Raw genomic sequence first — 16,393 nt, 5'->3', positions numbered from 1 at the left:
GGAATTTAGGGAAAGGAGTGAACCTGTGACCGATCTCAAGAAAAATCTTGAACAGGTCCAGGAAAGGATAGCCCGCGCTGCACTTCATTCCGGCCGGAAACCGGAAGATATTACCCTTATCGCTGTTACTAAAAATGTCCCTGTGGAAAAGATAAGAGAAGCAATAGCTTTGGGAATTAAAGAGCTGGGAGAAAACCGTGTCCAGGAATTGCTAAAAAAGCAGCCTTTTATAAGTGAGAAAGTTAACTGGCATCTAATAGGACACCTCCAGCGTAATAAGGTTAAGTACGTGTGGGACCGGGTCAAGCTCATCCATTCCCTGGATAGCCTGGCTCTAGCCCAGGAACTGGAAAAGAGAGCTAGCACAGCTGGAGAAAAGGTAAATGTTTTAGTGGAGGTTAACGTGGCGGGAGAGAGCAGTAAGTTTGGCTTGTCCGTGGAAGCTGTTCCTGCTTTTATGAAGGAGTTGGTAGGCTTCAGCAATCTTAGGGTGCAGGGGCTTATGACGGTAGCCCCCCTGGTGGATGATCCGGAGGAAGTACGGCCCGTTTTTCGCCGCCTGAAGGAGCTGGCGCGGGAAATAGAGGCTTTGGGTTTACCGCAAATAGAAATGCGGTATTTATCCATGGGAATGAGCAATGACTTTGAGGTAGCCATCGAAGAAGGGGCCAATATGATACGACTTGGCACTGCTATTTTTGGTCCCCGGGATTAACAGGAGGGGTTTTATGGCCAAATTTTGGGAAGTTCTGCTTAATTGGCTGGGTTACGGCCCGGAAGAGGAGGAAAAAAGCCCGCCTGAGGTGCCAGTTATGTCGCTGCCCAAGCAGGCCAAGCTGGTGGGTCTGCCTACTGCGAGGGGAGCCATGCGCCTGATGGTTGTCCACCCCCAGTCTTATGAACAAGGGGCTGTCCTGGCGGAAAATCTGAAAAATTACCGGCCGGTAATAGTAAATCTGGAAAAAATGCCGGCGGAAGAAGCCAGGAGGTTACTGGATTTCTTAAGCGGTGCGGTCTTTGCTCTGGGCGGACAAGTGAGCAGGGTAAGCAATGGTATTTTTGTGTTTACACCCAGCAATATAGATTTGAGCGGTGATCTGGACTTTAAGTCTACAGGCAGCGGGCTGAGCCTGCTAGATATTCATTCTACTACAGGAAGAAGGTAGATGATGGAGCGGAATATAGGTTTTATCGGGGCCGGGGCCATGGGCGGAGCCCTCATCGAGGGGTTAATCACTTCAGGGTTAGTGGTCCCAGGTAAAATTATAGCCTATGATATACGACAGGAGCGGCTAGACGAGCTACATAAGAAATACGGTTTGAAAATAGCTGATAGTGGTGTTCAAGTGCTAGTAGAAGCGGACACAATAGTGTTGGCGATAAAGCCCCAGGTGCTGGCCGAGGCCCTAAAGGATCTCCGTTTCGGCCGATCCCATCTGGTAATTTCTGTAGCTGCCGGCATTACCCTGAAGCAACTGGAAAGGTGGATAGGGCCGGACATAGCCATCGTAAGGGCAGTGCCCAACACTCCTGCTCTAGTGGGTGAAGGTATCACGGTGCTAGCCGGCAACCGCCGAGTAACCCCGGAGCAGATAAAAGTGGCTTTAGCTATTTTTGGTTCTGTAGGCCAGGCCTTAGTCTTGCCAGAAGAACAGCTCAACGCTGTTACGGGCTTAAGCGGGAGCGGACCGGCCTACGGCTATCTTTTTATCGAAGCTATGGCCGATGGTGGCGTACGGTGCGGGCTACCTCGGGAAGTGGCCTTAAAGTTGGCCGCTCAGACCCTTTTGGGAGCGGCCAGGATGGTGCTGGTTACTGGGGAACATCCTGCTGTGCTAAAAACCCAGGTAACCTCGCCAGGGGGTACTACCATCGCCGGGCTGGAAGTTTTGGAGAGCAGGGCCGTTAGGGGAGCCCTGATGGAGGCGGTAAGGGTTGGCAGTGAACGAGCAAAGGTTCTAAGCGAGGAGCAGGCGCTATGATATTATTAATTACCTTAGTAAGAACGGCTTTTGAAGTTTTTCAATGGTTAATTATAGCGCGGGTTATTCTGTCCTTTATACCTCATAATTCTTACCATCCTGTATTCCGGTTTATTTACGAAAGCACAGAGCCGGTACTGGCCTTCTTCCGCCGCCTTTTACCGCGAACTTCTCTACCGCTGGATTTTTCGCCCCTAGCGGCCATTTTAGCTTTGCAGTTAATAGAGCACCTGGTGATCAGTTTTCTAATAAGAATCAGTTAATAGGCCTTTTAGGTTAAGGGAGTTGAGGGCTATGGTGCTAACCCCCCTGGACATCAACAAAAAGGAATTTCGCCGGGCCTTTCGCGGCTATTCCTGTGAAGAAGTAGACGAATTCCTGGAACAGTTATTACGGGACTACAGCCAAGTTTTCCGGGAAAACCAGGAGCTCAGGGAAAAGATCTTGTATCTTGAGGAAGAGGTGCAAAGATTTAACAGACTGGAAAATACCTTGAAAGAAACCTTAGTTATGGCTCAAAAGGCAGCAGAAGAGACCAAAGAGAATGCCAGGAGGGAGGCCGAGGCTCTTTTACAAGAGGCCGAGGCTAAAGTGCAGAGTATGCTAGCTCAAGCGCAAAATAAAGTAGCAGAAGCAGAACGTTACCAGGCTGTGCTGGAAGCCAGGGTGCGGAGCTTTAAAGCCCGCTGGCGCTCTTTTCTTCTGTCTCAGCTGGAGCTGCTGGAAGCTGAAGCGGAGACTGCGGCTACAGAATTAGAGCCGGCACATGGGGCTCCAAAGGAAATAACCGAAGATAAATTTGACGGTAATACACTTTCAGACGTATACTAAACAAAGATATAGTTTAGGAGTGACGGCAACCCGTGGATTACAGCAAAACCCTGAATTTGCCCAAAACAGATTTTCCTATGCGAGCCAATCTGCCTCAACGTGAGCCTGAGATCCTTAAATTTTGGGAGCAAAACCGCCTTTACGAGGCAGTACAAAAGGCCAACCGTGGCAAACCCAAGTTTATCCTCCATGATGGGCCGCCTTACGCTAACGGGGATATCCACCTGGGACATACTCTAAATAAGATCCTTAAGGATATCATTGTCAAATATCGCTCCATGTCGGGTTATGATGCTCCCTATGTCCCGGGATGGGATACCCATGGATTGCCTATCGAGCAACAGGCCATTAAAAGTTTGGGTTTAAACCGCCACCAGGTGGATGTCCTGGAATTCCGGCGGCACTGCAAGGAGTATGCCCTTAAATATGTCGATATTCAGCGGGAGCAATTTAAACGCCTTGGTGTGCGCGGAGACTGGGAGCATCCTTATCTTACCCTGGACCCGGAATATGAAGCCGTGGAAATTGGCGTCTTCGGGGAGATGGCCAAGAAGGGATACATCTATAAGGGCCGCAAGCCGGTGTACTGGTGTACGGATTGCGAAACGGCTTTGGCTGAGGCGGAGGTTGAGTACGAAGAAAAGCGTTCGCCCTCCATCTATGTGAAGTTTCCTGTTATAGACGCCCAAGGCTTATTCGAGACAGAAAATAGCTACGTTGTCATCTGGACAACCACACCCTGGACTTTGCCCGCTAATGTGGCCATCGCCCTGCACCCGAAAGAGCATTACGTGTTAGTACAAGTGCATGCCGAAAAAATACTTTTGGCCGAAGAACTGTTAAATGAGGTCTTGGAACTGTTAAATGTGGAGGACTACCAAATAATAGCCCGTTTCCAGGGTGCCGATCTGGAAGGCATTATATGCCGTAACCCGCTCATGAATCGACCATCCCTGGTAGTACTCGGGGAACACGTCACCATGGAACAGGGTACCGGTTGTGTTCATACGGCTCCAGGCCACGGCCTGGAAGACTTTGAAATAGGCCAGCGCTATGGTCTTCCGGTGCTTTCCCCTGTAGATGATCAGGGCCGCTTCACAGTGGAGGCCGGTCAATTTGAGGGGCTCTTTGTGGAGGATGCCAACAAAGAAATAATTGAGGAACTCGATAAGAGGGGTGTATTGCTGCATTTTAGCTTTATCAACCACCAGTATCCTCACTGCTGGCGGTGCAAGCATCCCCTCATTTTCCGGGCTACCGAGCAGTGGTTCGCCTCCATCGATGGTTTTCGCCAGGAGGCATTAGCCGCCATTCGCCAGGTAAAGTGGATACCGGCCTGGGGAGAAGAACGCATCTATAATATGGTCGCCGAACGCAGCGACTGGTGTATATCCCGGCAGCGAACCTGGGGTGTACCCATTCCTATTTTTTACTGTAATGAGTGCGGCAAAGAGATCGTCAATGATGTCACCATCAAGCATGTTCAAGAACTGTTCCGGCAGTACGGTTCAGATGTGTGGTTTGCCCGGGAGGCTGCAGAGCTTGTTCCTCCGGGACTGACCTGCCCGGAATGCGGCAGCCACGATTTCCGGAAAGAAACAGATATCATGGATGTATGGTTTGACTCCGGGTCCAGCCATGCGGCTGTCTTAGAAACCAGGCCGGAGCTCTCCTGGCCAGCGGATCTGTACCTGGAGGGGAGCGATCAGCACCGGGGCTGGTTTAACTCTTCTCTCTGCACAGCAGTAGCTACCCGGGGCCAGGCTCCGTATCGCGCTGTTTTAACCCATGGTTTCCTGGTGGACGAGGAAGGCCGGAAAATGTCCAAGTCCTTGGGTAACGGTATTGACCCCGCTGATGTGATAAAGGATATGGGAGCGGATATCCTGCGCCTGTGGGTAGCTTCGGCCGACTACCGTCGGGACGTGGCCGCCTCTAATAATATTTTCCGGCAGATAGCGGATGCCTACCGGAAAATCCGCAATACTTTCCGCTTCCTTTTAGGGAACCTTTATGACTTTGATCCGGTTAAACACCGTGTTCCCTACCGGGAGATGCTGGAGATAGATCGCTGGGCCCTGGCCAAATTACAGCGTCTGGTAGAAAAAGTAACCCGGGCCTATGAGGATTATGAGTTTCACGTAGTCTATCACGCCGTGCATAACTTCTGCGTGGTTGACTTGAGCGCCACTTACCTGGATATCCTCAAAGATCGGCTTTATACCTGGCCGGCGGGGTCTCATGGCCGCCGCTCGGCCCAGACGGCTCTTTATGAAATTCTGGGAACCCTGGTCCGCCTGCTAACTCCCATACTGGCCTTTACTACCGAAGAAGTTTGGCAACACCTGCCGGCTCCAGATAAGCCTTGGAGTGTGCAGCTTACGGCCTGGCCGGAGGTACAAAGGGAATATTTAGACGAGGACCTGGAGGCCAGGTGGGATAAGTTACTCGAGATTCGGGAGGAAGTAAACCGGGCACTGGAACAAGCCCGGCGGGAACAGGGCCTAGGTAATTCTTTAAATGCCCTTGTGCACCTTTATCCTGAGGAAGAGCTTTATGCTTTCTTGCAACCCTTGGAGGGAGAACTGGCCACTATCTTTATAGTCTCCCAGGTCATGGTGCACTCTCCGGCTGAAACTGTACCGGAAAAAGCCCAAGCCGGCGTGGATGTGCCACAGTTAAGAATCCTGGTAGTATCCGCGCCGGGAGAAAAATGCGAACGCTGCTGGAAGGTCAGTGAAACAGTAGGTAAGGACGCAGACCACCCCGGCCTTTGTCACCAGTGTGTATCGGCCTTAAGGGAGATTCAGACGCCATAGACAGTGGATGGGGCAGAGTTTTACCCAGGACGCGGGACAAAGGAGGTCTTGGTCGGGTGTTTGGGGAAGTGTTACCACTGGCAGTACCGGTAGGGGTTTCGAACCGCCATATTCACCTGAGCCAGGCGGATCTGGAGGTGCTTTTTGGTCCTGGGTATAAACTCAAACCTTACCGGGAGCTCCGCCAGCCGGGGGAGTATGCGGCAGAAGAAGTTGTAACCATAGTAGGGCCGCGGGGAGTAATTGAGGGTTTAAGAGTGCTGGGTCCACCGCGAGAATATACTCAGGTAGAGGTGGCTTTAACCGATAGCTATCGCCTCGGGCTAAGACCTCCAGTAAGGGAGTCTGGAGATCTCGAGGGCACGCCGGGAATAGCCGTTGTCGGTCCACGGGGTGCCCTCACCCTGCCCAGGGGAGTAATTCTGGCTGCGCGGCATATACATATGGATACTGAAAGTGCTCATAAATTCGACTTGAGGGAGGGACAGCGGGTCCAAGTATTGGTAAGCGGAGAGAGACGATTAATTTTTGACAACGTCATTATCCGCACCAAACCACATTCTTGCCTGGAATTGCACCTGGATACAGATGAAGCCAATGCCGCTTTGCTCAAAAATGGCGACATTGTTCAAATCCTGCGACCTTGAGCAGGATTTTTTTATGGATTTAAACGAGGAGGTTTTAAGATACAGGCTTAAGGGTAATATATCTTAAGGAACAGGGGAGAGATGATTTGGTTGAGACCAGCCGGGATGCCAATTTGTTAGCCGAAAAACTTCAGGAGCTAATCCTAGCCGTAGAAAAGGCTAATGTAGCTGAATGGGTAGAACTTTATCGCCGGCCAGGGCGTTTGCTTTACCTAAACTTTATTGCCGGCGTGGCTAGGGGGTTGGGTATTGCCGTAGGGGTGACTATATTGGGTACCCTGGTCATTTATATAGTACGCGAGTTGGCCCTCCAAAACCTTCCTGTGATCGGTAAACTGATCGCTGAAATCGTACGTATGGTGCAGAAGGAAATTTATTAAAACAGCAGCAGGTGATTCTTAAGTGGATAAAGAAAAGCTAGAGTATTTTCGCCGGAAGTTGCTGGCCCTGCGGGCAGCCTATGAGGAACAGTTGCGGTCTTTTCGCTACGGAGGTCTAAACGAATCCCTCCAGGATTCTATCCAGGAACTTTCCAGTTATGATAACCATCCGGGAGACCTGGGTAGCGAACTCTTTGAGCGGAGCAAAGACCTTGCTTTGAGAGACAACGCCACCCTTCAGCTCCAAAAAATTGAAGATGCCCTGGATAGTATGCGGGAGGGAACCTATGGCCGTTGCCGGCGGTGCGGCCAAGACATCCCTTTGGAGCGGTTGGAAGCTGTCCCGGAAACTACCCTCTGCCTGGAATGCCGCCAAGCTATAGAGGGGAAAGGGGAGGGCCGCCGGCGGCCCATGGAAGAAGAGGTGATCCTTCCTCCCTTCGGTGGTCTTAAGCTGCATCGGGCAGTGAGCCAATGGGAAGATAGGCAAATTTATGATGGGGAAGATGCCTGGCAGGAACTGGCTAAAACAACGGAACACGCTTCAGAGGCCGGTATCGGTTCTTACTACGGGCCTCTGGATATGGATGAAGACCGCGGGTACGTAGAGCCGGTGGACGGTATCCCCTATTTCAAAGGGGCTGACGGCATGTTTTATAAGGATACCGGAGCTTATATCGATGATGAAAGCCCCCCGCGAGAACCTTTAGTGGGAGATGAGGGCTGGGATAAGGTAGAAGATTAATTATTTACCCTTCCGTACGGTAGTGATATTATAGATAACAGCACGAACCGAAAGGCGTGGTAATAAGGCGGGGAGCTGTCCCCGCCGGATAGTATGTGGTCGGGAGAGGAGTAAAATGTACAAAGCCTTGACCATTGCCGGGTCGGACTCGGGTGGAGGCGCCGGTATTCAAGCCGACCTTAAGACCTTTGCCGCCCTCAAAGTGTACGGGACCAGCGTTATCACTTCTGTTACAGCCCAGAACACCTGCGGGGTTCAGGGAACTTATGATTTACCGGCAGATTTTGTGGCCCGGCAATTGGATGCGGTCTTATCAGATATTGGGGCCCACGCTGTTAAGACGGGTATGCTGGCTAATGCCGCCATTGTTAAGACAGTTGCTACTAAACTTAAAGAATACGGCACAAGTAATCTGGTAGTTGATCCTGTAATGGTGGCTAAAAGCGGTCATTTGCTTTTAGCTGAAGACGCCTGCGAAGTTCTTAAAAAGGAACTTTTGCCTCTGGCCCTGGTGGTCACACCCAATATTGATGAAGCGGAGGCGCTAACGGGTTTAAGTATACAAAACGAAAAGGAAATGGTGGAGGCTGCCCGATGCCTGTATAGTTATGGCGCTTCCTTTGTAGTAATTAAAGGTGGACATTTGCCCGAAACAGAGGTGGTGGATATTCTTTTTGACGGCCAGACCGTCTACCGCTTTGCAGCCCCGCGGTTGAGCACCCCTAATACCCACGGGACGGGCTGTACCTTTGCCGCGGCTATAACTGCTTTCCTGGCCAGGGGGTTAGAGGTTCCTGCAGCAGTAGGTCAGGCCAAAGAATACTTGTGGCAGGCCATGGCTGCCGGCCGCCCTATTGGCAGTGGCTATGGCCCGGTGCACCATTTCGCCGCCTACTATTCCTGGGGGGATTAAAAATTGCCCTTTGTACTCTTAGCTATAGCCGTTTTTTGCGGCGACCAGATAAGCAAATTTTTAGTGCGCCAATTGTTGCAGCCTAACCAAAGTATTCCCGTAGTGACTAATATTTTTCACCTAACTTATATAAACAATCCGGGAGCAGCCTTCGGCATGCTGGCCTACCAGACTCCTTTTTTTGTGGCCATAAGTTTAATTGTTATCGGGGTAATCGTTATAGCTTACCGGCGATTGCGAAATAGTCAGCCTTACCTTAAGTTGGCTCTAGCTCTCCAGCTGGGTGGGGCTTTAGGAAACCTTGCGGATCGCTTGCGGTTCGGTTATGTAGTAGATTTTCTGGATTTTCGCATCTGGCCAGTGTTCAATCTGGCTGATGTGGCCATAGTAGTAGGGGTAGGTCTTCTCTGCTGGCAGTTATGCCGGAGGGATGAGAAAGGAGAAACCGAGTGACGGGCCGCTTTGCTTTCGTGGTTGACCATAAGGAAGCTGGAATCCGTCTCGATGTGTGGCTGACCCGGCACCTGCCAGGAGTTTCGCGCACCAGAATCCAGACCCTGATAGAACAAGGCCTTATACTCGTGGAAGGCAAGACGGCCAAGGCCAATTATAAGGTCCGCCCCGGTGATACCGTAACCGGAGAAATACCACCGCCCCGTCGCCTGGAAGCCAAACCTGAGCCCCTACCCCTGGATATTGTTTACGAAGATAAAGATATAATTGTGGTCAATAAACCTCAAGGAATGGTTGTTCATCCGGCACCGGGCAACGAAAGGGGCACCCTGGTAAATGCCCTCCTTTATCATTGTGGCGATCTTTCGGGAATTAATGGTATTTTACGGCCCGGTATAGTCCATCGCTTGGATAAGGATACTTCCGGGCTCCTGGTGGCTGCCAAGAATGATGATGCCCACCGTTCCCTGGTTGTTCAGATTAAGGCTCGTCAAGTGAAGCGATTGTATCTGGCTTTAGTACATGGAGAAGTTAAAGAATCTTCAGGCCGTATAGAGGCGCCTATTGGCCGTCATCCGGTTGATCGCCAGCGGATGGCTGTAACTCTAAAAAATTCGCGGCCGGCCGTTACTTATTATCGCGTTCTGGAGCGGTTTCCAGGGTTTACCCTCTTGCAAGTCCAACTGGAAACCGGGCGGACCCACCAAATTCGCGTACATATGGCTTATCTCGGCCATCCGGTGGTTGGGGACCCAAAATATGGGCCCCGCAAACAAGCTTTTGGGGTACCGGGGCAACTCTTGCATGCGGGACAACTGGGCTTCTTTCACCCTCGCACCAAGGATTACTTGGAATTCACTGCGCCACCGCCGGAAGCCTTTTGCCGGGTACTTGCCCTTTTACGGGGGGAGGGACAGCAGTGGCCGAGAAATGGGTAGCTGTGGCAGCTACTTCGCCCTTGGAAGCACCTTTTGTGAAAGATTTGTTGGAATCTGCCGGGATACCGGTGCGCTTGAGGGGCGAGGCTATTGGGAGACTATATGGATTAACCTTAGGCCCTCTGGGGCAAGTGGAGGTCCTGGTGCCGGAAGGGAAAATAGAATATGCCCGGGAAATCCTCGACGCAAAACCGGGGCCATATTTTACCAAATAATGACATAACATTTGCTTTTTCCCGAAGGAGATTTGGCCTTTAATGTCAAATAATTCCTGGAAAAATAATGACAAAATGCATCTTACAGGAAGAGGTGACATTAATGGCCAAAAAATCTAAAATTGCTCCTATGCCCAAGGTGACTAAGATTCAGGTTACAGGCCGGTTGGATTCTCTCACGGACCTGCTAAAATTGCGACTTTTTGAGTACTCCCCCCAATCAGTCAGTGAGCTGGTGGCTACAGCCCAGAAGGAGCTTCTGACTACACATTCCCCGGCTAAGATACAAAAAAACGTAAACCGCTGTTTGACGAAAAATCCTTGCTTTCGCAACGAGGGAAAAGGTTTTTGGTGTTTGCGCCTGGACGGGATAAAGGAAAATGATCAAGCCCATCGCCTGCTTCAAAGCAAGGGGGAAGCATTGCGGCTAAGCGATATTAATCGGGAACTCCGGGAAAGCGGTAAACCTGAGATTCCGGGAGAGCAAAAGCTGGTGCACGACGGGCGATTCTTAAGGCTGAAGGATGGAAGATGGGGGCTGATTCACTGGTCTTACCGGACTCCAGAAGAGGAAAAAGCCTCAGCGCCCTCATTGGCTGAAATACCAGCTTCAGAAATTATTCCCCTGGCACAATCCCCGACAACCAATGAGGTTAGGGGAGAAAAGGATTTTTGGGACACGCTCTTTCCCCTTAAACCTTCTGAAAACGAGGTGGCAGGTCATATAGCTTGGGAAGAAGTAGCAGCCGGAGCAGAGGCAGCCACCCTGGTCATAAATACTGGTAAAGAATTCAGTATTATTAACGGGGGCAAAGCAGCTTCCACCCAGGATAAGGTCGGCGAGAACAAGGAGTTAGCAGCTTTGCGCCAGGAGGTAGAAGACCTGCGCAAAGAGAATAAAAATCTCCTGGCGGATCTGGAAAAGCTCCACCAGCGCAAAGAAGAATTGCGACAGGAATTAACTCAGGTAGAAGAACAACTGGTCAATTTACGGGTGGAACGAGATGCCTTAAAGAAGAGGGTGAGCCACCTGGAAACAAGGCTTATGCAGCTCCAGGGCACCCTGAACAAGACAGTGGCCGATGCACAGGCGGAACAGGCTAGGCTAAAACAGCAGCTGCGCGAGCAGGAATATCGCCTGCAGACTACACTCATTGCTAACGAGGACCTGGAACGGGCAGTAGCTGAGCTGCAGAGGGAAAAGCAGGAATTAAAAAGATATCTTTCTTTGTGGCCGGTGCGCCTGGCCCTGAAACTAGCTGCTATCTTAGGGCTAACTTATTCCAGACACCGGCCTCGTCTGACCTTATAAATTGATGGTTATCCCAGAAAGCGCCGGCGCAAGAGGTAAATAGGCGGATAGAAGAAGAAGGCAATGAAGGCTGCTAGCCATACCACATGGACCCAGAGGTGCCCGCTTACCTGGCCCAGGGTTAAGGCCCGCAGGAGCTCTACCACGTGGAAAAGCGGGATGAACCATGCCAGCTGTCGGGCCGGGGAAGGGAGGGTATCCAGGGGAAAGAAAATACCTGAAAAGAGGAACATGGGAGTGATTATTAGGGTAAAGTAATAGCTAAAGGTGTCAATTTTGGGGACTAAGCCCGTCCAGATCATACTCAGCTCGGCAAAGGCCAGGCCACAGAGGACGAGAACTGCGGGTACAAGTAAAGCCCAAGCTGAGGGGACCAGGCCCAGGATAAAGATTACTAAAAGGATCACACTGCCGTAGAGAACGCCTTTAAAGGTCCCGAAAAGTATTTCTCCCACTACAACTTCATCCAGGCTGATGGGAGTAACCACCAGGGCATGGTAGATTTTCTGGTAGCGCATGCGGGTGAAGCTATCGTAGGTGCACTCGGAAGCTGTAGCCCACATAGCGGAAGAGGCGATAAGCCCGGGGGCCAGGAATTGGAGGTAGCTCATGCCCTGAATGGAGGAGATATAGCTGCCTAATCCTAAGCCCATGGCTCCTAAGTAGAGCAGGGGTTCTACAAAATTAAACATGATATTGGCCAGCCAGGTTTTGCGATATACTACGAAGTTGCGCCAGAATACTTTCCAAATTCGTTTGGACAACTCCAGATTCATTGGGTTAACCCCCTGCCGGCTAGTTTTAAAAAAACATCTTCCAGGGTGGCGGGACGGTAGATGCGATGACGAAAAGAGAACTGGTGCTTTTGGATTTTTTCCCATAGGGCCTGGCCCTCGTCTGTGTACAGGAATAAAGTTTCCCCTACGAGCTGGTATCCCTTTATCTGGCCGGCCAGGGAGGCCAGGATCTCTTCGAGCCGGTGATCATTGAAGGGGGCCAGCTCTATTACTTCCTCGCCAATGTGACTTAGCACCAGGTTTTCCGGTGTCCCTTCATCGAGGATCCGGCCATCATTCATTATTAAGACTCTGTCGCAAAGGTAAGCTGCTTCTTCCATATAATGGGAGGTTAAAAGCAGAGTTACGCCTTTTTCTTTGAGCTGGAGGAGCTTCTCCCATATCAGGCGCCGGGCCTCCGGGTCCAGGCCGGTAGTTGGCTCATCCATAATGAGAAGTTTGGGATGGTTTATGAGAGCTCGGGCTATGGCCAGCCGGCGCTTCATGCCCCCAGAGAGCTGTTCCACCGGGGTGTCCGCTTTATCTTCTAAATCTATAAACTCCATTAATTCTTCGGCCCTCTCCTCGGCCACCTTGCGGGGAAGGTCAAAATAACTGGCATAGAGGAGGAGGTTTTCTTTAACCGTAAGTTCGGGGTCCAGGTTATCTTCCTGGGGCACCACCCCCAGTTGAGCCTTAATAGTCCGGGGATGGGAACGCACATCTAGGCCAAAAACGTATAGTTTGCCGGCTGTGATAGGAGTAAAGCAATAAATCATCTTCACAGTGGTGGTTTTCCCGGCACCGTTAGGACCTAATAATCCCACGCATTCCTGGGCTCGGACAATAAAATCGATACCCTTCACGGCCATAAAGCCGTTGTAGGATTTGACCAATTCCCTGGCTGCTACAATTACGTCGGTCATTCGTATAAACTTTCCTCCAGAACTAAAAGGCCCCGCACAGCCGGGGCTAAAGTTGCCAACATTAATTATAGCTATTAGACCGGCTTATGGCAACTTGCAACTGAGTAGGAAGGTATGTTATGCTTCTTGGGGAGAGGGGGATATCTTGGTGATTGTTGTGGGAGTCCTTTTCAGCCCGTGGTCGTGGGCATTGATTTTGGGCATAGTTCTTCTGCTTTTTGGCCCTGGCAAATTGCCGGAGGTAGCCAGGGGCTTGGGCAAAGCTATCCGTGATTTTAAAGAGGAAATGACCTCAGGAGAGAAAAATAATAAAAACTGAATTGGAGCCAATTTGTGGCTGGGAGTCAAAAATGCTTGACAGGGGTCGCATCTTAGGATACACTACAACCAGTGCAAATCCTTTTAAGCTAGTCCGGCGAGGCTAGCAAGGGATAGGAATATGCGGGAATAGCACATGCTAAACCTACGCCGGAGGAGCGTAGGTTTTTTTATGCCGCTAAAGGGGTGTGAAAAGGATTGACACTGACTGTAAAGGCCCAAATCATGGACGCCGAAAAAATGCGCCGTGCCTTAGTCCGCATTGCCCACGAAATCTTAGAGCGGAATAAGGGCACGGAAAATCTGGTGCTGGTGGGCATCAGGCGGCGGGGAGTGCCGCTGGCGGAGAGGTTGCAGCGGATTATCGAAGAAATCGAAGGGGTTAAGGTGCCGCTGGGGGTTTTGGATATCACCCTGTATCGCGATGACCTCACTACTTTAAGCGTCCATCCCATTGTACACCGTACGGAAATACCCTTCAATATCACCGACAAGAAAGTAGTTCTAGTAGATGACGTGCTCTTTACCGGCAGGACGGTGCGGGCAGCGTTGGATGCCCTGATAGATCTGGGAAGACCGCAAAATATTCAGTTGGCCGTCCTGATCGACAGGGGCCACCGGGAGTTACCTATAAGAGCCGATTATGTAGGGAAAAACGTTCCTACTTCCCGCAAAGAGGAAATAGCCGTACAACTAGAGGAAATAGATGGCGTGGACCAAGTTTTAATTCGCGCCTTACCTCAAGATACCGCCGGTCCTTGAAATTAGTCCTGTGAGGCTAATAAGGACGGACGGCAAATTCCCTCCTTATTAGCCTTAACCGGGCAATAAGGAGTTTTTTATTATATACGGTTTTGACTTCGGAAATGGGGGATGAAGTGTGGCGCTTAAAAGTAAACATCTTTTGGGCTTAAAGGATTTAACGGCCGAGGAAATAGAGTTGATCCTGGAAACCGCCGCGCCCATGAAGGAGATAATTCAGCGGGATATCAAAAAGGTTCCCACTTTAAGGGGCAAGCTGGTGGTGACCCTTTTCTACGAGCCGAGCACCCGGACCCGCACTTCCTTCGAACTGGCGGCCAAGTACATGGGTGCGGATACGGTAAGCATTGCCACCGCCACCAGCAGCGTAGCCAAGGGCGAATCTTTAAGGGATACAGCAGAGACCCTAGCGGCCATGGGCGCCGATGCGGTCATTATTCGCCACAGCGCAGCCGGGAGCCCGGGCCTGCTTGCGCGCTACATCCAGGCTGCGGTGATCAATGGCGGGGACGGCATGCATGAGCACCCTACCCAGGCTCTGTTGGATATATTTACCATAAAAGAGAAGCTGGGGCGTGTTGAGGGTCTCAAGGTAGCCATCTTGGGGGATATTCTCCACAGCCGGGTGGCGCGCTCCAATATTTGGGGTCTGACCAAGCTGGGAGCCGAGGTGAGGGTAGTAGGACCGCCGACCTTGATCCCACCGGGAATCGAAAAATTAGGGGTAAAAGTTTTTTACCGCGTGGAAGAAGCCCTGCGAGGGGTGGATGTAATTAATGTATTGCGCATCCAGAGGGAAAGGCAAAAGAAAGGATTATTCCCTTCTTTAAGGGAGTATGCCCTGCTATATGAGCTCACCCCTGAACGTTTGAGCCTGGCCAAGCCGGGTGCCCTGGTTCTCCACCCCGGCCCTATGAACCGCGGTATAGAAATCGCCCCCGCAGTAGCCGACAGCCTGCAGGCGGCCATACTGGAACAAGTAACTAACGGTGTAGCTATCCGCATGGCTTTGCTATATCTGCTCATTGGAGGTGGCAATCAGTAATGAAGATCTTAATCCGCGGCGGCCGGGTAATCGATCCGGTCCAGAACTTGGATGGTATTTACGACCTTTTGGTGGCTGAGGGCAAAGTCGCCGCCCTGGAGAAAAATATTGAACCCGACGGGGATACCAAAGTTATCCATGCTCATGGCTGCATAGTAGCTCCCGGCTTTATAGATATGCATGTTCACCTGCGGGAGCCGGGATATGAGCAAAAGGAAACTATCGCTACGGGTACCCGGGCCGCGGCCGCCGGCGGGTTCACGGCTGTGGCCTGTATGCCCAATACTAACCCCGTGGCCGACAGCGGCGCGGTTATTACTTACATTAAAGAGAGGGCCCGGGCCGTAGGGGCGGTGCGCGTGTACCCCATCGGTGCCCTGTCTAAAGGTTCCCAGGGAGAAGAGCTGGCGGAAATCAAAGATCTGGTGGAAGCGGGAGCGGTAGCCCTTTCCGACGACGGCCGCCCGGTGATGAACGCGGAAGTTATGCGCCGGGCTCTGGAATATTCCAGGCTTTTTGATATACCGGTTATTTCCCACTGTGAGGACTTAAACCTGGTGGCCGGCGGAGTAATGCATGAGGGCCTCATGTCCACTATTCTGGGCTTAAGAGGTATCCCGGCGGCAGCCGAGGAGGTGATGGTAGCCAGGGATTTGATCCTGGCGGAACTGACGGGCGGCCGGCTGCACCTGGCCCACTTGAGCAGTGCAGGTTCTGTCCGGCTGGTTAAGGGGGCCAAGGAGAGGGGAATTAAAGTTACGGCGGAAGTGACTCCCCATCACCTCTGCCTCACCGATGAGGCAGTGCAGGAGTATGATACCAACACCAAGGTAAACCCGCCTCTACGGGATGAGGAGCACAGGTCAGCTCTGGTAGAAGGTCTGGCGGCAGGGACCATCGATGCCTTGGCTACGGACCACGCTCCCCACGCGGAAGAAGAGAAGGATGTAGAGTACGACCTGGCTCCCTTTGGCATGGTGGGGCTGGAGACGGCCGTGCCTCTGGTGGTAACAAAATTAGTAAAAACCGGAAAGCTTTCCTGGAGGCGTTTGGTGGAGGCCTTTAGCTTAAATCCTGCACGGATATTGAATGTACCCGGGGGAACACTGGCTGTAGGAAGCGTGGCCGATATTACCATCATTAACCCTGACTGGGAGCGGGAAGTGGAGGTTAAGGCTTTTTATTCCCGGGGCAAAAATTCGCCCTTCCAGGGATGGAAGCTGGAAGGATGGCCGGTAGCTACCATTGTGGGCGGCCGGCTGGTCATGGAGGAAGGGAAGGTGTTGATTTAACCCGGAAAGCGGGGCTGTAGATGAAAACTCGTACGGTGG

At 51.6% G+C, this 16,393-nt stretch carries 20 protein-coding genes; 18 read left to right on the top strand and 2 right to left on the bottom strand.

All coding sequences use genetic code 11. The annotated features are described in order from the left end of the window. The first annotated feature begins 25 nt into the window (after positions 1-25). From AC1BI1_RS07155 to AC1BI1_RS07090, 14 genes are all read left to right on the top strand, one after another. Positions 26-715 (top strand): YggS family pyridoxal phosphate-dependent enzyme, encoded by a 690-nt coding sequence (locus tag AC1BI1_RS07155; RefSeq protein ID WP_476716602.1) that lies wholly within the window; start codon positions 26-28, stop codon positions 713-715. 13 nt (positions 716-728) lie between these two features. Beyond that, entirely contained in the window at positions 729-1,166 is a 438-nt protein-coding gene (locus AC1BI1_RS07150) for a cell division protein SepF (RefSeq protein WP_476716601.1), read from the top strand. Beyond that, positions 1,167-1,982: a pyrroline-5-carboxylate reductase gene (gene proC, locus AC1BI1_RS07145; RefSeq protein WP_476716600.1), complete on the top strand. Its 816-nt coding sequence runs from the start codon at positions 1,167-1,169 to the stop codon at positions 1,980-1,982. Continuing rightward, positions 1,979-2,245 carry a YggT family protein gene (locus AC1BI1_RS07140; protein ID WP_476716599.1) on the top strand — a complete coding sequence of 89 codons (267 nt, stop codon included), beginning with the start codon at positions 1,979-1,981 and terminating at the stop codon, positions 2,243-2,245. The genes proC and AC1BI1_RS07140 overlap by 4 nt, the downstream gene beginning before the upstream one ends. A gap of 31 nt (positions 2,246-2,276) precedes the next feature. Continuing rightward, a complete protein-coding gene (locus tag AC1BI1_RS07135; RefSeq protein WP_476716598.1) occupies positions 2,277-2,813 on the top strand; it encodes a DivIVA domain-containing protein in 537 nt (178 codons plus the stop codon). A gap of 32 nt (positions 2,814-2,845) precedes the next feature. Further along, a complete protein-coding gene (gene ileS / locus AC1BI1_RS07130; RefSeq protein ID WP_476716597.1) occupies positions 2,846-5,632 on the top strand; it encodes an isoleucine--tRNA ligase in 2,787 nt (928 codons plus the stop codon). 56 nt (positions 5,633-5,688) lie between these two features. Further along, positions 5,689-6,279, top strand: a complete 591-nt coding sequence (gene pduL, locus AC1BI1_RS07125) for a phosphate propanoyltransferase (RefSeq protein ID WP_476716596.1) — start codon at positions 5,689-5,691, stop codon at positions 6,277-6,279. Between the two features lie 86 nt (positions 6,280-6,365). Continuing rightward, positions 6,366-6,659: a DUF5665 domain-containing protein gene (locus AC1BI1_RS07120; RefSeq protein WP_476716595.1), complete on the top strand. Its 294-nt coding sequence runs from the start codon at positions 6,366-6,368 to the stop codon at positions 6,657-6,659. 22 nt (positions 6,660-6,681) lie between these two features. Then, entirely contained in the window at positions 6,682-7,404 is a 723-nt protein-coding gene (locus tag AC1BI1_RS07115) for a TraR/DksA C4-type zinc finger protein (protein WP_476716594.1), read from the top strand. A 115-nt stretch (positions 7,405-7,519) separates the two neighbouring features. Continuing rightward, positions 7,520-8,317 (top strand): bifunctional hydroxymethylpyrimidine kinase/phosphomethylpyrimidine kinase, encoded by a 798-nt coding sequence (gene thiD / locus AC1BI1_RS07110; protein WP_476716593.1) that lies wholly within the window; start codon positions 7,520-7,522, stop codon positions 8,315-8,317. A gap of 3 nt (positions 8,318-8,320) precedes the next feature. Continuing rightward, on the top strand, positions 8,321-8,770 hold the full coding sequence (gene lspA, locus AC1BI1_RS07105) for a signal peptidase II (protein ID WP_476716592.1): 450 nt from the start codon (positions 8,321-8,323) through the stop codon (positions 8,768-8,770). Continuing rightward, entirely contained in the window at positions 8,767-9,708 is a 942-nt protein-coding gene (locus AC1BI1_RS07100; protein ID WP_476716591.1) for an RluA family pseudouridine synthase, read from the top strand. The genes lspA and AC1BI1_RS07100 overlap by 4 nt, the downstream gene beginning before the upstream one ends. Then, positions 9,690-9,923, top strand: coding sequence for a putative signal transducing protein (locus AC1BI1_RS07095; RefSeq protein WP_476716590.1), 234 nt, complete (start codon positions 9,690-9,692; stop codon positions 9,921-9,923). Before AC1BI1_RS07100 ends, AC1BI1_RS07095 begins: the two co-directional genes overlap by 19 nt. Positions 9,924-10,026: 103 nt before the next feature. Next, complete coding sequence (locus AC1BI1_RS07090) at positions 10,027-11,235, top strand: hypothetical protein (RefSeq protein ID WP_476716589.1); 1,209 nt, start codon at positions 10,027-10,029, stop codon at positions 11,233-11,235. A gap of 8 nt (positions 11,236-11,243) precedes the next feature. Here the strand turns inward: AC1BI1_RS07090 and AC1BI1_RS07085 are convergent, their stop codons facing one another. Both AC1BI1_RS07085 and AC1BI1_RS07080 read right to left on the bottom strand, forming a co-directional pair. Then, complete coding sequence (locus AC1BI1_RS07085) at positions 11,244-12,011, bottom strand: ABC transporter permease (protein ID WP_476716588.1); 768 nt, start codon at positions 12,009-12,011, stop codon at positions 11,244-11,246. Then, a complete protein-coding gene (locus AC1BI1_RS07080; RefSeq protein WP_476716587.1) occupies positions 12,008-12,937 on the bottom strand; it encodes an ABC transporter ATP-binding protein in 930 nt (309 codons plus the stop codon). Before AC1BI1_RS07080 ends, AC1BI1_RS07085 begins: the two co-directional genes overlap by 4 nt. Before the next feature lie 148 nt (positions 12,938-13,085). On the opposite strand from AC1BI1_RS07080, the gene AC1BI1_RS07075 reads away from it, so the two are divergent. The 4 genes from AC1BI1_RS07075 to AC1BI1_RS07060 all read left to right on the top strand — a co-directional run bounded on the left by AC1BI1_RS07075 (position 13,086) and on the right by AC1BI1_RS07060 (position 16,354). Then, entirely contained in the window at positions 13,086-13,256 is a 171-nt protein-coding gene (locus AC1BI1_RS07075) for a twin-arginine translocase TatA/TatE family subunit (protein WP_476716586.1), read from the top strand. A gap of 197 nt (positions 13,257-13,453) precedes the next feature. After that, on the top strand, positions 13,454-14,017 hold the full coding sequence (gene pyrR, locus AC1BI1_RS07070; protein ID WP_476716585.1) for a bifunctional pyr operon transcriptional regulator/uracil phosphoribosyltransferase PyrR: 564 nt from the start codon (positions 13,454-13,456) through the stop codon (positions 14,015-14,017). A gap of 118 nt (positions 14,018-14,135) precedes the next feature. After that, a complete protein-coding gene (locus tag AC1BI1_RS07065) occupies positions 14,136-15,062 on the top strand; it encodes an aspartate carbamoyltransferase catalytic subunit (protein WP_476716584.1) in 927 nt (308 codons plus the stop codon). Next, the gene (locus AC1BI1_RS07060) at positions 15,062-16,354 is read left to right on the top strand and encodes a dihydroorotase (protein WP_476716583.1); all 1,293 of its coding nucleotides are present in this window, start codon (positions 15,062-15,064) and stop codon (positions 16,352-16,354) included. The genes AC1BI1_RS07065 and AC1BI1_RS07060 overlap by 1 nt, the downstream gene beginning before the upstream one ends. The last annotated feature ends 39 nt before the right edge of the window (positions 16,355-16,393 follow it).

The sequence above is a fragment of the Thermanaeromonas sp. DSM 22490 genome, assembly GCF_056378755.1.
Note: the sequence above shows the minus strand (reverse complement) of the source record. Positions and strands in the feature narration are given on the sequence as shown.

Excerpts from the sequence above, each read along its gene's own strand:
- proC (WP_476716600.1), top strand. The coding sequence starts at position 1,167 with ATGATGGAGCGGAATATAGGTTTTATCGGGGCCGGGGCCATGGGCGGA.
- thiD (WP_476716593.1), top strand. The coding sequence starts at position 7,520 with ATGTACAAAGCCTTGACCATTGCCGGGTCGGACTCGGGTGGAGGCGCC.
- AC1BI1_RS07060 (WP_476716583.1), top strand. The coding sequence starts at position 15,062 with ATGAAGATCTTAATCCGCGGCGGCCGGGTAATCGATCCGGTCCAGAAC.
- AC1BI1_RS07140 (WP_476716599.1), top strand. The coding sequence starts at position 1,979 with ATGATATTATTAATTACCTTAGTAAGAACGGCTTTTGAAGTTTTTCAA.
- AC1BI1_RS07090 (WP_476716589.1), top strand. The coding sequence starts at position 10,027 with ATGGCCAAAAAATCTAAAATTGCTCCTATGCCCAAGGTGACTAAGATT.
- AC1BI1_RS07135 (WP_476716598.1), top strand. The coding sequence starts at position 2,277 with ATGGTGCTAACCCCCCTGGACATCAACAAAAAGGAATTTCGCCGGGCC.
- AC1BI1_RS07085 (WP_476716588.1), bottom strand. The coding sequence starts at position 12,011 with ATGAATCTGGAGTTGTCCAAACGAATTTGGAAAGTATTCTGGCGCAAC.
- AC1BI1_RS07150 (WP_476716601.1), top strand. The coding sequence starts at position 729 with ATGGCCAAATTTTGGGAAGTTCTGCTTAATTGGCTGGGTTACGGCCCG.
- AC1BI1_RS07080 (WP_476716587.1), bottom strand. The coding sequence starts at position 12,937 with ATGACCGACGTAATTGTAGCAGCCAGGGAATTGGTCAAATCCTACAAC.